Annotated in this window: 13 protein-coding genes and 1 pseudogene; 4 read left to right on the top strand and 10 right to left on the bottom strand. The window is 40.1% G+C overall.

Features of this window, described 5'->3' with window-relative positions; genetic code table 11:
* Positions 1-51: 51 nt before the first annotated feature.
* The 6 genes from R2Q94_RS12725 to R2Q94_RS12700 form a co-directional block, all read right to left on the bottom strand.
* Complete coding sequence (locus R2Q94_RS12725; protein WP_316821843.1) at positions 52-1,614, bottom strand: exo-alpha-sialidase; 1,563 nt, start codon at positions 1,612-1,614, stop codon at positions 52-54.
* 93 nt (positions 1,615-1,707) lie between these two features.
* Positions 1,708-2,949 carry an MFS transporter gene (locus R2Q94_RS12720; protein WP_316821842.1) on the bottom strand — a complete coding sequence of 414 codons (1,242 nt, stop codon included), beginning with the start codon at positions 2,947-2,949 and terminating at the stop codon, positions 1,708-1,710.
* A gap of 2 nt (positions 2,950-2,951) precedes the next feature.
* On the bottom strand, positions 2,952-4,115 hold the full coding sequence (locus R2Q94_RS12715) for a galactose oxidase (RefSeq protein ID WP_316821841.1): 1,164 nt from the start codon (positions 4,113-4,115) through the stop codon (positions 2,952-2,954).
* Between the two features lie 17 nt (positions 4,116-4,132).
* Positions 4,133-5,062: a dihydrodipicolinate synthase family protein gene (locus tag R2Q94_RS12710; protein WP_316821840.1), complete on the bottom strand. Its 930-nt coding sequence runs from the start codon at positions 5,060-5,062 to the stop codon at positions 4,133-4,135.
* 90 nt (positions 5,063-5,152) lie between these two features.
* On the bottom strand, positions 5,153-6,721 hold the full coding sequence (nanU, locus tag R2Q94_RS12705; protein ID WP_316821839.1) for a SusD family outer membrane lipoprotein NanU: 1,569 nt from the start codon (positions 6,719-6,721) through the stop codon (positions 5,153-5,155).
* A gap of 21 nt (positions 6,722-6,742) precedes the next feature.
* On the bottom strand, positions 6,743-10,054 hold the full coding sequence (locus R2Q94_RS12700; protein WP_316821838.1) for a TonB-dependent receptor: 3,312 nt from the start codon (positions 10,052-10,054) through the stop codon (positions 6,743-6,745).
* 167 nt (positions 10,055-10,221) lie between these two features.
* Here R2Q94_RS12700 and R2Q94_RS12695 point away from each other — a divergent pair, with 167 nt between their 5' ends.
* Positions 10,222-10,926 (top strand): FadR/GntR family transcriptional regulator, encoded by a 705-nt coding sequence (locus R2Q94_RS12695; protein WP_316821837.1) that lies wholly within the window; start codon positions 10,222-10,224, stop codon positions 10,924-10,926.
* 21 nt (positions 10,927-10,947) lie between these two features.
* Complete coding sequence (locus R2Q94_RS12690; protein ID WP_316821836.1) at positions 10,948-11,766, top strand: ion transporter; 819 nt, start codon at positions 10,948-10,950, stop codon at positions 11,764-11,766.
* Here the strand turns inward: R2Q94_RS12690 and R2Q94_RS12685 are convergent.
* Together R2Q94_RS12685 and R2Q94_RS12680 are read right to left on the bottom strand one after the other, a co-directional pair.
* A complete protein-coding gene (locus R2Q94_RS12685; RefSeq protein ID WP_316821835.1) occupies positions 11,763-12,452 on the bottom strand; it encodes a transporter substrate-binding domain-containing protein in 690 nt (229 codons plus the stop codon). The two genes, R2Q94_RS12690 and R2Q94_RS12685, sit on opposite strands and share 4 nt — an antisense overlap.
* A 370-nt stretch (positions 12,453-12,822) precedes the next feature.
* Entirely contained in the window at positions 12,823-13,716 is an 894-nt protein-coding gene (locus R2Q94_RS12680) for a YegJ family protein (protein ID WP_316821834.1), read from the bottom strand.
* Between the two features lie 154 nt (positions 13,717-13,870).
* Here R2Q94_RS12680 and R2Q94_RS12675 point away from each other — a divergent pair, with 154 nt between their 5' ends.
* Complete coding sequence (locus R2Q94_RS12675) at positions 13,871-16,138, top strand: family 20 glycosylhydrolase (RefSeq protein ID WP_316821833.1); 2,268 nt, start codon at positions 13,871-13,873, stop codon at positions 16,136-16,138.
* 79 nt (positions 16,139-16,217) lie between these two features.
* Positions 16,218-17,489, top strand: a complete 1,272-nt coding sequence (locus tag R2Q94_RS12670) for a prephenate dehydrogenase (RefSeq protein ID WP_316821832.1) — start codon at positions 16,218-16,220, stop codon at positions 17,487-17,489.
* A gap of 14 nt (positions 17,490-17,503) precedes the next feature.
* Here R2Q94_RS12670 and ribB read toward each other — a convergent pair.
* Positions 17,504-18,106 (bottom strand): annotated as a pseudogene (ribB, locus tag R2Q94_RS12665) (3,4-dihydroxy-2-butanone-4-phosphate synthase); the annotation flags it as partial.
* A 111-nt stretch (positions 18,107-18,217) separates the two neighbouring features.
* Entirely contained in the window at positions 18,218-19,090 is an 873-nt protein-coding gene (locus R2Q94_RS12660) for a helix-turn-helix transcriptional regulator (protein ID WP_316821831.1), read from the bottom strand.
* Positions 19,091-19,094: the final 4 nt, after the last annotated feature.

Here is a 19,094-nt window from a genome sequence, read left to right as displayed (position 1 = left end):
TAAAAAATCCCTATGCCAGCCTCAATTCTGCATAGGGATTTCTTTTAAAATCTATTTTATCAGGTCTTTTACCGGAATACGTACGAAATATAAATCACGCACACCTTCATATAACAGCCCCAAAGTTTCATCATCAATTTTAGTCAGCGCCGAGTATCCGAAAGAACCTCGCTCATCAATCAACAAACTGGAATCCTCCCAATGCTCTCCAAGGTCAAGACTTACCTTAATCGTCAGGTCTTTTCTATCGGTAGAGGAATTCGGATTGCTAAAAAATAAAACCTCTTTCATTTTTCCATTTACTTTCACACGGGCTTTAATAAAACTAGCCATACAAACCGGATCAATCAGTGTTTTATAGGAAGTTGGATGTTCCTTCCAGCTTTGGCCCATATCTGTCGTTGTGGCCACACTTCTAAATTTACCACGATTGTCACGCATGTTGAGCATGAGCTTTCCTGGCGTAGTTTCTACCAGCTGACTTTCTGTAGTATTAGATTTAGCCCCTACTCCGGCTTTCCAGCTTTTTCCATGATCCTCACTATAAATCAATGTAGAATGTGGCATCTTGTTTTCATCCCAATATTGCGCTGGGAAAACAATTTTACCATCAGCCATGGCAATGCCATTTCCAGGACCAGGGAAAAACAATCTCCAGATTGGATTTTTTACCTGATTGGTAATGCTGTAGGGTTTCGACCAGGTCAGGCCATCATCCGTACTACTGGTTACCGCAAATTGACCGGTTTCCTCTTCCGACAGACCAGGTCCAGATCCTGCGATAGAACGATTTCCTTTACTCCACAAAGCCGCTACCCAAATGGTTTTAGTTGCCGGATCAAATAAGATAGAAGGATCACCAACACCATTATTTTCATGAGGAGCACCCATATCCATAATAATTTTCATTGGCGCCCAGGTTTTACCTCCATCAGTACTCCTATTCATCCCAACATCAATATTTCCGGGTAAATCACCACTATTTTTATAACGAACATCATAAACGGAAATTAGTGTTCCTTTATCCGTTTCCACAATACCTGGAATCCGGTAAGAGTTGACCTCATCGTCGTTAGGATTTCGCAGAGCAATCCCTAGTCTCGAGGCAACAACTGGTCCCTGAACATTGATTTTATGTTTTGCTCCAGCTGCATCAATTAAGCTGGAAATTTTAAATTCCACACGGTCGTCGATGTTCGCTTCCGGTTTCAATGTAGCACTGATCCAGATCAGGTGTTTTCCCGGAGCTAATTTAGCATTCATCGGAATGCGGATGTTTTTTCCTGACACCTCTGCTAAACCCAGCCTTTTCTTTACATCCAGTGCTTGTTTTTCCGTGCTCAAATATACCTCCAGGGATTTCAGATCATTTGTACCTACTTTATTTAGCGTACCTATTAGTGCTGTAAACGTCGATCCTCCTTCAGGAACTTCGATCTCCATACGCCATACCGGATTGATGTCCTTTCTTTTTAGGATTGGGTTTACCGTTTGCTGAGCTGTAATTTTTAAATCAGCAGTATTGGATTGAACATTTTGACTACTGGCGGTTAAACCGGTAGCTAATAAAAAAAGTGCCAAGGCAGCAGACTTATAGTGTTGTGTAATCATCATAATTTTTTATCGTAATTAAAAAGTTTCGGCAGGTATTTTAGTTTGTTGGCCAATCCTCTAAGCTACCCATTAGCTTAGAGGATTGGCTTCCAACTAAGCATCTGCAAAATCGTTGACTACTGGTCTAAGGAAATAAAGTTGTACAAACAGTGCCAGGCAAACAATGCCAGCCAGCATGGCAAAATCTTGTCCCAGATGACCAGCATCAGAAGATTTACCTAGTAAATCAGTAATAAAAGCACCAAAAAAAACACCAGTCATGTTCATCAGACCATAAGCTGTTGCTCTATATTTTGAGGAAACAAACTGACAAAGTATGGGCATATTATTGGCATCAAACATTCCGAAGCCCAGGCCAAAACACAAAGCTGCACCCAGGACATGGAATAGGGAATGACCAAAGCCTAAAAACAGTAAAGAAGGAATGGTCAATGCCAAACCGATTGCACTGGTATAGATCCTCCCTTTAATGTTTTTCTGTACCCAGCGGTCCGAAAGAATTCCACCAAAAATCACTCCTACAAATGAAGAGAAAGCGATTGTGATGGTCGACAAAGGACCCGCTGTGGCCATTGGAATGTTCAGGTTTTGCGCAAAAAGTGTAGGCAACCAATTTTTGGCGGCCCAACCTGGTAGACTTGGAACAGCAAAATAGAACAGAATAATCCAGAAAGAGATATTGGTAAAAAGAATGGCAAAGCCTTTAAAGATTGAAGGTTTCGCTTTTACTTTAATCTCATCGTCCATCCCTGTCCTTTCTGAAGCTTTCTTCTCCCTTAAGAAAAACACCAATACAAAAGCATAAACCACCCCAACTAATCCAAAAGAATGGAAAGTGGCCTGCCATGAAAATTTATCGGCAATCGTTGCACCAAAACCACCCAATGCCTGGCCCATATAAAGACCAGTCATGTGGATTCCAATTGCCAGAGACCTGGTTTTTGAAGAGTGGAAATCAGCGATCAGCGATAATCCTGCTGGGATATATAGTGCTTCACTCACTCCCATCAATGCTCTTAGCCAGTAAATTTGATTAAAAGTAGTCGCGTATCCCATTAAATAGGTTACCAATGACCAGACGAACAAACTACCGACAATGAGCCATTTTCTATTGAATTTATCGGCAATAATTCCTGAAACCGGACTCATAAATCCATATATCCATAAAAAAATCGCCATCAGGTAACCAAAATTTGTGGCCGACTGCAGTTCATGGATGTCCATTTGCATTGCCGGTTTCATAGTCGACAACATTTGTCGGTCCATATAATTTAAAAGTGCCACTACCCACAATAATCCAACCACCACCCAGGCATATCTGTTCGTGCTTTTCATTTTTAATCTTTAATTTTTCCCAGCGTAATGTTCGGTGTCCTGACTCCAGGTTGTACTTCTCCGCTGGAAATGATGATATCATGATTCCATTTTGTGGCCGTGGCCGTTACCTGTGCAGGAAAAGGCATTTCTCCTAATTTTGACCAGGTATTTTTAAGTATATCATAGCATAAAATGCCCTTGTAAAAACCTTTATGATGTATGCTCAGTTGATTTTTTTCTGCCGTTAACTTTGCCTTTTTTTCCGGATCTTCAGTTTTAGCGATTTCAGAAATAAATGTTTCTATCTGATGAAAAGTCTTTCCATTATCACCGCCAAAAATCAAAAGACGGTCTTTTCCTACAGCCACACCTGTACCAGCAGAGAAATTCATCACTTCTTTACCATCTTTAATCCGGGCTCCTTCTTTCCATTCTTGTTTCATAGGATCATATATGAAAAGTGTAGAATGAAGATTGCTAATGCCAGTAGCAGTTTTAGTTCGTCCGCCAACTACATAAATTAAGGCCTGTTTTTCCGGGCTTTGCACGATAGCCACTGAGTTTGCCAGAGGAATTGGCAACTCTGGCAGAACCTTCCATTCCGCATCAGTGTTAGTTAAATCCAGACTAAAAATCGCTTTAGAAGTTGTTTTTTCCTGATCGCCGCCAATTGCATAAACCAGATTTCCAATATTCGTTAATGCAACATTTGTGACTGCAACAGGTAAGTTTGCTAAAGCTTTCGCAGTGATCTGAGTCCCGTCCCAATTCAATAGAAAGACCTTCCTGGACAATCCATTTTCATTTTCCCCACCTGCGTATACCAGTCCAAATTTAGTACTGGTATTTCCACAATAGGCAATCGCCTCAGGTAAAAATGCTTTCACTTTATTCCAGGTAAAAGTAGGTCCTGTTTTCTCTAAAATATGGATTTCATTTGAGTAGTGTTTTTTACCCCCTTCCCATGGTTTTTTGCCTGGAAAATTAGCACCACCGGCCACTATTAGACAATCCTCAAGCACTGCATTTATCGCACCGGCAAAGCCAATTGAAGTTTGCCCATCGGGCGTTTGTAATTTAGCTGCGATAGACCATTTGATCTGCTCAGCAGAAGTTTTCTGCGCGAAAACGGCTGTTGTTGTCAACATAAAGGGAACTGAAAGATAAAATAAGTACTTACTCATCGCATTCATTATTAAGGCTAATGAGCTGCTTTTGATTTAAAGTTTTCGAAACCAACAGCAGCTACATCTTGTTTAAAATTCTCAAATTCTGCCGCAGTCATGTTTTTCACTGGCAATCTAAATTCACCGCAATCTACACCAACTAATTTTAAATAGGCTTTACCTGTAGCAATACCGCCATATTTACCCAACAATCTGATCATATCAATGGAAGTTTGTTGTAAAAGCTGAGCCTTTTTCAAATCATTTTTTTCAAAAGCATCAATCATATCATAATATAAAGGAGCGGCATAGTTGAAGGTACTTCCAACTGCACCTTTTGTTCCTAAAACCAAGGCAGAAAGCATGTTTTCATCACGTCCCCAAAGCATATCATATTTACCGTTTTGGAAATGGATACAAGATAGGAAATCCATAAAATCTTCATGGGTATATTTCACCCCTGCGAAATTAGGAATTTTACCGTCGATCGCCTGTAAAAGGTCATACATCGCGAAACCTACCCCTGTTAATACTGGAATGTGATAATAATAGAAAGGCATATCTGGTGCTACAGCAGCAATTTCAGCACACATGGCAGCTAACACTTCTACATTTGCAGGCTTGAAGTAAAAGGGTGCAGTGAAGGAGATGGCATACAAGCCAATTTCTTTTGAAAACCGGGCAAGGTCTTTACAATCAGCAACGCTTGTTCCACCAAGGAACATCATCACTTTAAAGTCATTGTCGCCACGTGTACAATCGGCCCATGCCTGTGCAACTTCCTTTTTCTCGGCATTTGTTAAGGATACGCCTTCTCCGGTAGATCCGCATATAAATGCGCCGGTCACTTTGTTGGATTTTAAAAACTGATAATAGCTCGGAATCAAGGAAACATTTAACTGTCCATTTTCATCCATTGGAGTAAATGGTGCAGCAATAAGGCCTTGTAAGTGTTGAATAGTCATTTTATATGTATTTTAAAGAATGCAAAATAGAGATGGAAAAATGAGGAGTGTCGACCATAAAGGTCTCCACTCCTACAACCAAATATTAGCTTAAAACTGTGAGTAGCCGGCGGTTTGATTCAGGGCTTTATTATTTGTTAAAGAATTACGATCAATTGGCCATAACAATTTATAGGCTTCAGCAGAGGTAAGTGTCGTATTGGCATAGACATAACTGTCGCCCATACGTCTTAAATCATACCAACGCTTTCCTTCACCGATAAACTCAAACAAACGTTCTCTTAAAATTGCTTGTTTAATATCAGCGTCACCAGGCATATTTGGAAAACCCTGAACCGCCGCATTATAATTTGCGCCATAAGCTCTCGCTCTAACGGCATTGATTTCAGCGGCAGGACTTTCGCCCAACACCTCCTTGGCTTCCGCGAGTAATAACAAGAGGTCTGAATAGCGATAAATTGGGAAATCGTTGGTGTATTTTCTGGTTGCCGCATCCTGTTGTCCCTGGTATTTTCTTAGGAAAGCTCCTGCAATTACATAGGTTCCAGGACTTGGTCTTCTGTAAGCAGCCTGTATCGTTCCTTCTCTACGAGAGTCTTTTGAATCAAACTTCCTGTAAGTAGCAATTTTCACAGGTGCACGTAGCAAACCATTATAGTTATCCGTAGTTACGTTAAACTGTCTGTTAGCCAGAGAATCAAAGAAATTTGAAATCAAACCTGTTTGTGGTGTAAATGACCCCGCAATATAAGTCATTTCAGCTTCGTTCAATCCGTTTCTGCTGGCCAGAATAATTTCTTTATTTCCTCTGTTTGTAGTAGAGAAAATATCGACAAATGGTGTGTTCAATGGATTACTCGAAGCAGTTAATAAACCTAGAGCTGGAACAGCTGTTTGAATTTCTGTTAAAGCATTCTTGGCAATAGTTGCATCAGCAGGACCACCTGTCCTATGTGCAGTCCAAAGGTAGGTGTCTGCTTTAAGCATCAGCGTGGCTGATTTAGACCAATATCCTTTGTTGCGTTTAATCGAATAATCAGTACCAAAATTCTGTAGCGACAATTCAATATCATCCTTAACAAGCTTCAACACATCTGCCGCTGGAGAAGCAGCTTTGGAAAGGTTAAACAAATCAAGATTCGCTGCATCAACAAAATCAGTAACGATAACCGCATTGCCCCAACTACGGTACAATTGATAGTAATAAAACGCCCGCAAGCCATAAGCCATCCCTAAATCGTACTTTTTAGTCGCCTCCGATACCACATTTCCTGTGTTCAGTTTGTAAATCAACAGGTTCAATTGGTTGATATTACTATAAAAAGTTCCAAAGGTAATTACGCCAGCTGCATCCAAGGTCAGGGTCTGCAGCCACATACGCTCTAAACCTTGTGGAGCCTCACCGGTAAATGAGGCAGTTGTACCTGGATCAGTTCCATATATATCTGCTCTCAACTCACCCAAAAGCATGAAATTGTTATTGTGAACACGGAATTTGTTATGAACTGCGGATACAAAAGCATCATACTGATCCGTTGTTTTCCAGAAATTATCATCACTCAGGTTACTGATTGGATTTAATTCCAGACTTTTTTTGCAGGCGCCGAGGCTCATCACCAGTAAGGCCGCTGCGATTATATTTTTATAATTATTTTTCATGATGTTTAATCTTAAAGGTGATTAAAAGGATACTTCTAAACCAAAAACAAAGGATCTTGCAGTAGGATATGCGCCTAAATACACACCGGTAAGTTTGTTATTCGCATCTAAAGGTGCTTCCGGAGAAGAGCCCGTAAATTTGGTGATATAGAAAAGATTGCTTCCTGTGGCATAGATTCTTGAATTGGAAAGAAACTTAGTTTTAGCCAACAGTGATTTTGGCAAAGTATAAGAAAGTGTCACCTCTCTTAGCGCCAGGTAATCTCCTCTTTCATAAAGCCTTGAATTGTTCCCATTTACCACCGTAGCCGCATTATTTGCCCTGGTATAATTTTGTTTAGAACCTTGTACCTGATCCGCAAAATATACTTTAGGTACATCCGTCACCGTATTGTCCGGAGTCCATGATTTTAGCATTAGGTCGGTATAGTTGAAAGTTCCCTGATAATTTCCAAGGGTACGTGCCAATAAATCATTATAAATAGTATGACCTAAGGCAAACTCAAATCTGGTATATAAATTAAACCCTTTATAATTTGCATTTGCATTAAAGCCACCGGTCCATTTTGGTGCCATATTACCCAGATACACCTGATCTCTTGAATCAATAATGTCGTCACCGTTTACATCTAACCAGTTTACATCACCTGGAGTAATTCTACCACCTGGTGCAGAACCTGCCGGCAGGTTCGGTCCGGTAACATTTGCGATCACATCCCTTCTATTAGCTGCAATGCGGTTGATTTCATCCTGATCTTTAAAAATAGAAACCTGTTTGAAACCATAAATATCACCAATCGTCTGACCTTCCTGAAGACCGCCTACCCAGATCACCTGACCTGATTTGGGATCAAATACCTGTAGACCACCTTGTCTGTTGTTCTCATTTCCATTGAAAGGAAGTTTTAGCACTTTATTCTTCACAAAACTTGCGTTTGCACCTAAGTTTAATGAAAAACCACCTTCAGTACTCAACACTCTGGCGTTGACCGCAAACTCATAACCTTTGTTCTGTAGTGTACCAGAATTAGTTCTGATTGGAGGATAACCAATGTAATCTGGCAAAGGCAGGTCTGTGATTAAATCTGAAGTTCTACGATCATAATAATCGAATAACAAAGTTACTTTGTCCTGTAATATACCTAAGTCCAGACCAGCTCCTAGAGTTTTGCTACGCTCCCATCTTAAATCCTTATTGGATAATTTATCATGGAAGAAACCACCAGTGCCATCGTAATTATTTACAGGCGAAGAATAGACACCTTGAACTTCATATCTTCCTAAATTTGCGATGTTACCATTGATACCATAGCTCAATCTAGGTTTTAAGGTCGAAACATATTTATCAACCCCAGAATTCACAAAGAAATTCTCTTTTTGAATATTCCATCCTGCAGAAACTCCTGGGAAATAGCCCCATTTATGTTGATCTGGTAAACTGGAGGCACCATCTGCACGGAATACAGCAGTAAATAAATATTTCTGATCAAAATCATAAGCAAATCTTCCGAAGAATGAATTGATTCGGTATTGAGATTTTTCACTATAATTTACTTTTACATTGTTAAGCGTTGCAGGGAATACAGTAGATGCATTAATGGTAGGGATTTCATCCGTAGGTGCATTCTGACCATACAATTGTGAGTTTAATGTTTTGATTTGAAAGGTCTCCGCACCAGCCATAGCAGTAAAATTATGTTGATTTAGAGATTTAGTATAGTTCAGGATTCCATTAAACTGTGTTTGAAAATCTCTGCGCGACCATAGAATTGCATCTCTGCTGGCACTGCCAATCGACTGTGGCGTGGCAAAAATATTGGCATAGGTTTGAGTTGATTTCTGGAAAGACTCATCTTTTCTATCTAATAGATATGCATTCGCCGTACCTTTAAAGAATAGTCCTGGTAATATATCCCATTTAACAGAACCATTTACCACCACTTTATTTACCTCATTTTGGCGTTTCAACCTACTCAACCAGTATAATGGATTACCATCACTTGTACTATTTCCTGGATTTGGAAGCGTTTTCGCCTCATCTATCCATGGATTAAATGTAGGCCATAAAGCCAAACTTCTATACAATGAATTCACTTCACCTCCAATTGTACCCAATTGGGAAGAAGTAGAAAGTGTTGTTCCACCAGCGATCTCAACATTAGATCTCACTTTATAAGAACCATTAAGGTCAGCACTATAACGTTTGTAGCTAGAACCTACAATTACACCATCCTCATTAAATGAATCAAAAGCAGCAAAAAACTTACCTTTGTCATTACCGCCATTTGCACTTACATAATGGTCTTTAGTATAAGTATTTCTGAATACCAGATCTTCAATTTCACCATTGTGGTCTTTATACATCAATTGTCCACCATATGGATCATTTACTACGCCCCAGCCTGCTGGTAAAGTTGTTGTGCCTTCCACATACCTTCTGATGTCAAAACTCGCAAGATTGGCTGCATCGCTTAATAAACCCAAACCTCTAGCATTGTTTGCATCTGCAATAGGTTTACCTGAATTCAGGTATCCTAAACGGGTATAATAAATATAATCCTTAGCACCTAAATAGGTATACCCGTCTCGTCTTACATTGTAGCCCCCGGTAAATTTGTAATTGATCTGAGCGACACCCGCAGCACCTGTTTTAGTGGTAATCAAAATCACCCCATTGTTAGCGCGGGCTCCATAAATTGCAGTGGAAGCCGCATCCTTTAGAATTTCCATCGACTGGATATTTTCTGAAGGGATGTCGTTGTAATCTCTGATCACCCCATCAATAATCACTAATGGCGTCCCGGGAGCGTTGATTGAAGCCCCTCCTCTTAGAAAGACAGTTGGACCAACACCTGGCTGACCACTCTTGCTAATCGCCTGAATACCTGCAATCGTTCCTTGTAAAGCGGTTCCCACATTGGCACGGGGTGCATTTGCCAGCACCTCTTTATCGAGCTTTGCGATAGAATTGGTTACCGTACGTCGGTTCTGCGTACCATAACCCACTACCACAATCTCATCCAGATTAGCATTTGAAGGCTTCATCACTACTTTTAAATTGGTGTTATTACCAACTTTCTGTTCCTGGGTTAAGTAGCCCACATAAGAAAACACGAGAATGTCGTTTGAACTCGCATCAATCACGAATTTCCCATTCACATCGGTTTGTGTCCCAGATTTTGCTCCTTTAATTGAAATACTGACGCTAGGAATCCCCTGTCCGTCATCTTCGCCAGTAACCGTACCGGTTACCTTTTTGTTTTGTGCAAATGCGCCTATAAAGGAGGATAGGCAGCACACTAAAACAATCGTTTTTAGGTAAAACTGTTTCATACTATTCAAATTTTGGTTAGCATTATGTATAACATAATACTACTAAGTTGAGATAAATATTATTCGAAAGCAAGAATTATTAATATTTTTTTTTACGCCAATTTTGATAAATCGCTTTATTAATATAATTTAGGCTATTCTCTCAACAGTTTATTATTATACATAATATGGAAAGCAGCACATCGAATACATTTATCCAAATGGACACCAGCAGTTTGGTCGATAAAGTGGAGGCTAATCTGGTACAACTACTGGTAGACAGGAAGTTGAAAATTGGCGATGTCATTCCTACAGAAATAGATCTATCAAAAAATCTTGGTGTAAGTCGCACCGTTACACGTGAAGCCTTATTAAGGTTAAGAATGAGGGGTCTGATCGAGACCAAGAAGAAAAAAGGATCGGTGATCACCAGCCCTGATATTTTCAGCATCATTGAAAAATCTCTGGATCCACATTTACTGGATCAGGAAACCCTAAAAGAAATTTTTGAAATGCGCCTCGTTCTGGAAATTGGCATGGCTGATTTTCTTTTTCAGAACATTACTCCTGAGCACATCAAGGAACTGAAAGAAATCGTAAAAAATGAACCGGATACTTCTGAGGACTATGTTTTCCATATCGATCATGAGATTACTTTTCATGGAAAACTGTATGAAATCACCGGAAATCAAACCTTAAAGAAATTTCAGAAACTCCTGTTACCGGTTTTTGACTATGTACACAACAGTGGATTATTAAAAAAACAAGCTACAATTAAGAAGTTTGTTTCTCATAAAGGCCTGGTAGACATTCTGGAAAACGGTTCACCTGAATTATTCAGAAATGCGATGAGAAATCACCTGGAAAACCACTTTTTGAGAATCTTTAGTTAAATCCCTGAATTAAATTAAAGCATGGAGCAACAAAAAAATCAGGATTGGCGGGCAAAGCTCCATGAAATCATTTATGAGTCCAACACTTATGCAGGAAAAGCATTCGATGTGGCCTTACTCATTGCCATTTTTACCAGCATACTGGTTGTCATGCTGGATAGTGTGCATAGTTACCATCAAAAGTATGGTGCGATCTTTTCTGTTATGGAATGGGCATTTACGGGTTTGTTCACAATAGAATATATCCTGCGGCTAGTCATTATCAGACATCCTCTTAATTACATCAAAAGTCCACTGGGTATTGTAGATTTACTCGCCCTGATCCCTTCCTACCTCAGTGTAATTTTTGTGGGTGCACAATCCTTACTTGCCCTTCGTGCGCTAAGACTACTCCGTGTATTCCGGATTTTTAAACTCGGGCATTATTTGTCGGAGATGAAGTTCCTAACCGTGGCCATAAAAGGAAGTATGCGTAAAATCAGCATCTTTATGCTCACGGTGCTGGCCTTAGTCATTGTTTTAGGTTCTATCATGTACCTGGTAGAAAACCGGGAAAATGGTTTTTCTAACATACCAGAAAGCATTTATTGGGCAATAGTTACCATTACTACTGTTGGTTATGGGGACATTTCACCGGTTACACCACTTGGTAAATTCATCGCTTCCCTGATTATGCTGATTGGTTATGCCATTATTGCCGTTCCAACAGGTATCATCACCACAGAAATGGCTGTTGCCGCCAGAAAGAAAGGTTTTCACAATCAAGTTTGTCCAGGTTGTGGACGTGAAGGCCACGACGATAACGCTAAATTTTGCAAGTATTGCGGAACTAAACTCTAAAAGTTCATTCCCGAAAACCATTTATCATAAAGTCGGTCATAAGTACCATTCTCTCTGATGATTTTCAAAGCTTCATTAAACTGGTCTTTTAATTCCAGGTCTCCTTTTTTCATGGCAATTGCATATTGAGAATCCGTTCCTGGCAGGAATAAGCCAATTTTTAACTTGTCATTATTTCTAAGGAAACCATTTGCAATTGGAGAATCATCAATCAATACATCAATTTCACCCAATTCCAATTGATGATACAACTCCTTGTTGGTATCTCCATGAACCATATTGGCTTCAGGGAATTTAGTATGCACATGGCGTTCCGCTTCAGCTGCGATCCTTACCCCTACCTTTTTTTCTTTAAAATCATTGACCTCATTGATCATGGTATCATTTGCAGCAACTACAGCGCAGAGTCTGAAGTGAAGATAAGGTTCGGTAAATTCGAGGATATGTTTACGTGTAGAAGTCATCGTTACCGCAGAACAGATCAGGTCTAATTCTCCTTTAAATAATTTTCCCAGTATTTTCTTCCATAAAGAAACTTCATACTGTATTTCAAAGTCAAGCAGCTTTGCTATCTCAGTCAAAAGATCTACTTCAAAACCTTCAAAACGTTCAGAATTATAGTCTGAGTGCATCGGGAAGGGTGCGGCAGAATCTAAACCGACTTTTAATACTCTCTTTAAGGCCATATTCAATAGGGATTAAGGGTCCGGGCGCGGCTAATTTACGATTGTAAAAGCAATTTATCCCTATAATGATTATAAAGAACCTCTTCTTTCCAACAAATTCAACCCTTAATTCAATATAAAACTATGGAAAAGAGAAAGTTATTTGGAATGTAAAAAAACAGCAACGATATCGCTGTGGGTCTTAAAAAGAATCATTACCTTCATACCATAATTATTATCAACTTTAAATATCAATACGTATGTTAGTTTTCTTACTTTCTCTTGTGGTTATTATCATGTTTTCCGCGTACTATCTTTCCTTCATTAAAAAAGGTGTAGATACCAGCGATCACTAGTTATATGTTGCTAACATCGCTTGCTGCTGATTTTATCAGGATGAGGAAGCGATGTTTTCTTTAATGACACCAATCACTTTCCAGCCTTCCCTGGTTTTAAAGGTGAGCAGGCGTTGCTCTGTAACCAGCCCATTGGGAAAAGTACAAACTTCTGTCACGATAACGGAATTCTCGGAAACCTGTTCCCTTTTAGAAAATGCCCGTTTAATCTGAGAAAGATCAGGCATTCCGTATGAAGTCAGCCCCTCAATGAAAGCTGCTTCCAGCGCTTCTGAGGTTTCCTGAATGAAGGATTCATCTGTTGTTTTTAAATCCAGATGTGCCAATAATAAGCGTGCTTCTTCGTAGAAATCCTTGCAGGACACCGCAGCGCTCAGATCTTCATTGATATAAGCCTCTTCTAAAGCAGTGATTGCCCCTTCAGGAGTATTAAAATCAGGAACAAAATGATCTGCTCCTGCATCAATGCCAATCCCAATGGATTCATCGAAAAATTGTTTTTCCATTTCTGGAAGGCGATCTCGAATCGCACGAATTGTATAGCCCCCTAGCAGAACCCCCTGTTCTACGATCATCCAATCTGAAATTAAAGCACGTCCAATCCCTATATCCTGACCTAATTTTATGCTTTTCACTTGAACAGGCTCATTACCTACTTTCCCATATAGGTTTCCTTCTTCATCAAAATCAGGTGCGGTCAACCAAAGGTGCTCTACCTGATCCTGATCTTTTACCATTACTTTTATGGAAAAATAATCCTGACCGGGAGCAGGTCTCTTCAATTGTGCTTCAAAATACCACAATGTTAACCTGGCCTTTTCCATTGCCCAATTCATCTGGGCATCTTCTTTCGGTATATAACCTAAACTGAACTTCTTTTTTCCTTCTTCTAAGCTACCTTTTCCAAAAAAACGTGACAAGAAACCCATGAGCGTGTAATTTATGGCCTTTTAAATATAATAATTTCTTTATTAATTAATAAGATAAAATCTGGCCTTTCCTTCTAAAACAAAATTCAATCTCAATTTCTTTTGTCCATATAATGTGTAGATTTGATTTACACAAACCTGAAACCAAAGCTTCATGAATACATCTTTTAAATGGGTGGCAGCCCTTTCTTTTGCTGCAACATTATGTTTAAACCCAGAAATTACACTTGCACAAGACTCTTTATACATCATCCCTAAGCCTACTGTTCAAATTGCAAAAGCCGGGCATTATATATATCCTGCTCAAACCGAAGTTTTTGCCAGTGCTGATTTTAAAGATGCCGCACAATTGTTACAGGAACATCCTTACCTGAAATTTGATCAGGTTAAAGCACTAAAAAATACGAGACAACTGCCAAAGCAAGGAATTATCTTAATTAAAGCACCTGAATCAGATCCGCTTGCGCAAAATGCTTATCGCCTGGAAATCACGAAAGACAGAATTGTAATTACAGCACATCAAGTCCAGGCTGCACTTCATGGTATTTCTACTTTACGTCAGATTGCTTATACCAGAAACGATAGCAAAACCTTACCTGCGGTATGGATCGAAGATCAGCCTGCTTTTGGTTACCGCGGACTAATGCTCGATGTATCCCGACATTTTTTACCAATTACCTTTTTAAAAAAATACATTGATCTCCTATCTCTATATAAATTAAACACCTTTCACTGGCACCTTACAGATGGTGCCGGATGGCGATTAGAAATAAAAAAATACCCGGAGCTTACCCGATTCGCAGCCTGGAGAACCGACGCCAGCTGGAAACAATGGTGGAACAATGGCCGAAAATATTCAGAAATGGGAAGTCCGGCTGCTTTTGGTGGTTTCTATACTGCCGAACAAGCCAAAGACCTGATCAGCTATGCAAATAAAAGAGGAATTACCATTATTCCTGAAATTGAAATGCCAGCACATAGTGAAGAAGTACTGGCCGCCTATCCTCACCTTTCTTGTTATGGTTTGCCTTATAAAAACTCCGAATTCTGTATCGGAAATGAGGATACCTTTACTTTTCTTCAAAATGTACTGGATGAAGTCCTGGAAATATTCCCTTCCAGATACATACACATTGGTGGGGATGAGGCAGATAAAACCGCCTGGAAGCAATGTCCGAAATGTCAGAAGCTCATTAAAGATCAGGATCTGAAAGACGAACATGGTTTGCAAAGTTATGCGATAAAAAGAATGGAAACCTACCTGACCGGTAAAGGAAGAAAATTGATTGGCTGGGATGAGATTTTAGAAGGAGGATTGGCACCAGATGCGACAGTAATGAGTTGGCGTGGCGAAAAAGGTGGAATTGAAGCGGCTAACTCAGGACATGATGTGATCATGACACCAGGCTCACACCTTTACCTGGATTCCTATCAAACGAACCCGATCGGTCAGCCGGAAGCCATTGGCGGATATTTGCCCCTAAAAAAGGTTTATAGCTACCAACCGATTCCGGCTGAGATTGATCCCGCAAAACAAAAACATGTATTGGGCGTTCAGGCCAATGTTTGGGCTGAATATATGAATACTTCAAATCAGGTTGATTATATGGTTTTCCCCAGAGCAATTGCCCTTTCTGAGGTAGCATGGACGCCAGTGGCGGGCAAAAATTGGGAAGACTTTCAGTTTCGCCTGCAAAAACACTACCGTTTACTACAACAATTTAACGTAAATTATTATCCACCATCTAATGAACTGAGTATTCTTTCAAAATTTAACATGGCCAATAAAGTCGCTGAGCTGACCATCAATTCTGAACAATTTCAACCAGAAATCAGGTATACTACAGATGGAAGTACGCCAAGCGTTCAATCTCCCTTGTATACTCATGGCATTAGTTTAACACAAACCGGCATTGTAAAAGCTGTAATTTTCAAAGAGCAGGTTCCTGCAGGAAAAATACAGGAATTAGAGATCGACCTTCATAAAGCGATCGGGAAAAAAGTAATTTATAACCATCAGTACAGCAGCAATTACCCGGCACAAAAAGAGCTGAGTCTTGTGAATGGCCAAACCGGAGACCTCACCTATGGTGACGGACAATGGCAGGGTTTCCTTGGTGATCTGGACATCACAATTGACATGGAAAACCAGGAGGCATTGCAGCAGTTGAAAATGAGGTACATGCAATTGATCGGTCCTGGTGTCTATATGCCTGCAAACGTTAAAATCGCACTTTCCAACGATGGCATCAATTTCAAACCATTCGCACAGGTAAATAATGATGTGCCTTATACAGATGCTGCCCTAAGATTTAAAACATTTGTTTTTGACCTTAAAGGAAACACTGCACGATACATCAGAATTACCGCAAAGAATGAGAAAAAAGGCTTCATGTTTACGGATGAGGTGGTCGTTTATTAATGAAAGCCTCCCGACAATGTGACGCTGATCATTTTGTAATTAAACGTTATTTCCCTTATTTGCAATTAGAACAGGTATTATGAATGTAGGCATCATTGGTCTGGGTGATATGGGGAAATTATACGCCAAGCGCTTTGCTAAGGCAGGTTATTCCGTTTATGGCTCAGATCTTCCGCAAATGCGCTCCCAACTGGAAGAAGAATTAAGCCCTTTAGGCATCGCCATACTTTATGATGGCAAGGAGGTTTCACGCATTTGCGATGTTATTTTCTACGCAGTAGAGTCTGAAAAGATTGAAGAAGTATTGGAACGGTATGGTAGCTCTACCAAATATGGAGCTATTGTAGCTGGACAGACTTCAGTAAAATATCCTGAAATTATGGCTTTTGAAAAGCACTTGCCAAGAGATGTCCACATCATCACTTGTCATTCTTTACATGGTCCAGGCTTTGATCCTGCAGGACAAAAAATGATCGTGATTCCTCATAGAACTGACGGAGCTGCATATCAGCGCATGACTGACCTACTCTCTTGTTTAGGATCCGAGATGGTGGAAATGAAGGATTATAAAGACCACGACCGCATTGTTGCCGATACACAGGCTGCTACCCATGTTGGTTTTGAAAGTATGGGGACAGCCTGGGCATCCGCTGGCTTCTTTCCCTGGGAAAATGCTTCTTATCTGGGCGGAGTCGACAATGTGAAGATCCTCACTACTTTAAGAATTTTTAGCTATAAAGCACATATTTATGCTGGTTTAGCCATTTTAAATCCCTTCGCCCGTCAGCAGGTAAAACGCTATGCACAATCAGAGTCTGAACTCTTCAAAATGATGATTATGGAGGAAGAACAGGCTTTCAGAACCCGACTTTATAAAGTCCGGGATTTTGTTTTCCATGAAAGTAGAAAGCCTTTGCTACTGGATGATCAGATCATGCAGGAGTTCTCCCTTTCTGCCAAACCGGGTGTTAGAAAAGCGAATTCCCATCTCAGCTTATTGAGCATGGCGGATTCCTGGTACCATTTACAAACCAACCCTTACGACAATCTGATTTGCCAAACCCCACCCTTCAGATTGCGCCTTGGAATTGTAGAATACCTGTTTCGGAACGAAGAACTACTGGAAGAATCCATCAGCGCCGCTTTATTTGATAAAAGTATACGTGCAGACGATCTGGAGTTTCATTCTGCAGTACGGGAATGGGCATCAATTATTGGCTACGGCGATATAGCGGGTTACAAACAGCATTTTGATCAGACCAAACTCTTTTTCAAAGATAGACTGGAACACGGACGGGAACAAAGTTCTGCAATGATCAAAAGATTAGCAGATCAAAGCCATCAGCCTTAATTCTGTTTTTCCAGATATACCATTAAGTCTTCAATAGAAATTATTTTCAATTGATGCTTTTCAGCGATCTTCATTAAATCAGGTAAACGGGCCATTTCTCCATCCTCATTTAAAATTTCCACCAATACTCCGGCAGGAGCCTTTCCAGCCAGACGCGCCAGATCTACAGTTGCTTCTGTATGACCAGGTCTAGCCAATACTCCACCTGGATGTGCACGAAGCGGGAAAATATGTCCCGGACGGCCAAGATCAAAACCATTAGTTTTATCATCTATCAGGGAGCGAATGGTTTTGGATCGGTCTGAGGCAGAAATTCCCGTACTACAACCAGCCCCAAGCAAATCTACGGAGACCGTAAAACTGGTTTCGTATGCCGCTGTATTCTTCACTACCATTTGGTGCAGATCAAGTTTTTCGCATCGCTGAGCCGTTAAGGGTGCACAAACCAAACCCCGACCATGGGTCACCATAAAGTTAATGACCTCCGGACTCGCATTTTCGGCAGTGGTAATGAAATCACCTTCATTTTCCCTGTTTTCATCATCTACTACAATGATAACTTTACCCGATTTCAAGGCATCAATTGCTTCAGGAATGGTATTCAATCTCATTTGCATGAACTCTTTTTAATAATTAACAGTGCACAAAGGTATCTCAAATTGATTTTTAATTTTAGGATAAAGCCCGGCATTATTGGTACTTTTATGTGCAGGTATTTCGCACTTTCATTAGTGCAACATGAGCTGTTTTGTTTTCCGAAAAGCTGCCGGGCTCAAGCCTTCCTGCTTCTTAAATTGTCGGGAGAAATAAGAAAAATCAGTAAATCCAAGTTCAGCGGCGATCTGCCCAACACTCAGATGCCCATGGAGCAGCATTCTTTTCGCTTCTAATAGTAATCTTTCCCTGATGCTCTCTCCAACAGTTTTACCGGCCACATTTTTCAGCACTTCATTGAGCTGTGCTGTAGTGATGAACAAGGCATCTGCGTAAAAAGGAAGTCTTGTTTCCTGCTTAAAATGTCGTTCCAATAGTACCTTGAACTTTTTAAAAGTAATTACCTGAAAGTTATCTTTCACTGACTGCGGTTTTTCAGGAATGATCCTTTTGATCTGAAAGAGAAATGCAAGTAGTAAATGCCTGATGATATTTGCAGAACGATCCATTCTTGCCGCTTCTGCATGTAAGCTATTCAGGGAATTAAAAAGTTCTTCCTTATCTTTTGAAAGCAATTTTAAGGCGGGATGAGCATAGGTATCCTCCATAAATGACAAGCCCGAAAACAGCTCATGCCCTGCATCAGACAAAGCCAGAAATCCCGGACTGAACATAATGCTATAACCTCTTAAATTCCCCTCATGCTCGAGCTCATGAATTTGTCCGGGGGCAATAAAAAAAATAGAATCAAAAGACAATTCAAAGGAATGATGATCGATGGTATGCAATGAAGGTCCTTTTTCCAACCACAAGATTTCATAAAAATCATGTTTATGAGGCCATGCCATATTTATCGGCCGGCCTATATTTTCAAATCTGTCCATGATAAACTGACCTGGAATGGCACAAGGAGAATGGAAATCACCAAGTTGATAAGTAACGATCATAATG

The sequence above is a fragment of the Pedobacter gandavensis genome, from assembly GCF_032678465.1.
Taxonomy (GTDB): domain Bacteria; phylum Bacteroidota; class Bacteroidia; order Sphingobacteriales; family Sphingobacteriaceae; genus Pedobacter; species Pedobacter gandavensis_B.
This window is presented reverse-complemented; position numbering and strand designations above follow the sequence as displayed.

Bases quoted from the DNA above. Each gene is read 5' to 3' on its own strand.
- R2Q94_RS12695 (WP_316821837.1), top strand. From the start codon at position 10,222: ATGGAAAGCAGCACATCGAATACATTTATCCAAATGGACACCAGCAGT.
- nanU (WP_316821839.1), bottom strand. From the start codon at position 6,721: ATGAAAAATAATTATAAAAATATAATCGCAGCGGCCTTACTGGTGATG.
- R2Q94_RS12700 (WP_316821838.1), bottom strand. From the start codon at position 10,054: ATGAAACAGTTTTACCTAAAAACGATTGTTTTAGTGTGCTGCCTATCC.
- R2Q94_RS12660 (WP_316821831.1), bottom strand. From the start codon at position 19,090: ATGATCGTTACTTATCAACTTGGTGATTTCCATTCTCCTTGTGCCATT.
- R2Q94_RS12680 (WP_316821834.1), bottom strand. From the start codon at position 13,716: ATGGGTTTCTTGTCACGTTTTTTTGGAAAAGGTAGCTTAGAAGAAGGA.
- R2Q94_RS12670 (WP_316821832.1), top strand. From the start codon at position 16,218: ATGAATGTAGGCATCATTGGTCTGGGTGATATGGGGAAATTATACGCC.
- R2Q94_RS12715 (WP_316821841.1), bottom strand. From the start codon at position 4,115: ATGAGTAAGTACTTATTTTATCTTTCAGTTCCCTTTATGTTGACAACA.
- R2Q94_RS12685 (WP_316821835.1), bottom strand. From the start codon at position 12,452: ATGGCCTTAAAGAGAGTATTAAAAGTCGGTTTAGATTCTGCCGCACCC.
- R2Q94_RS12725 (WP_316821843.1), bottom strand. From the start codon at position 1,614: ATGATGATTACACAACACTATAAGTCTGCTGCCTTGGCACTTTTTTTA.
- R2Q94_RS12720 (WP_316821842.1), bottom strand. From the start codon at position 2,949: ATGAAAAGCACGAACAGATATGCCTGGGTGGTGGTTGGATTATTGTGG.
- R2Q94_RS12690 (WP_316821836.1), top strand. From the start codon at position 10,948: ATGGAGCAACAAAAAAATCAGGATTGGCGGGCAAAGCTCCATGAAATC.
- R2Q94_RS12675 (WP_316821833.1), top strand. From the start codon at position 13,871: ATGAATACATCTTTTAAATGGGTGGCAGCCCTTTCTTTTGCTGCAACA.
- R2Q94_RS12710 (WP_316821840.1), bottom strand. From the start codon at position 5,062: ATGACTATTCAACACTTACAAGGCCTTATTGCTGCACCATTTACTCCA.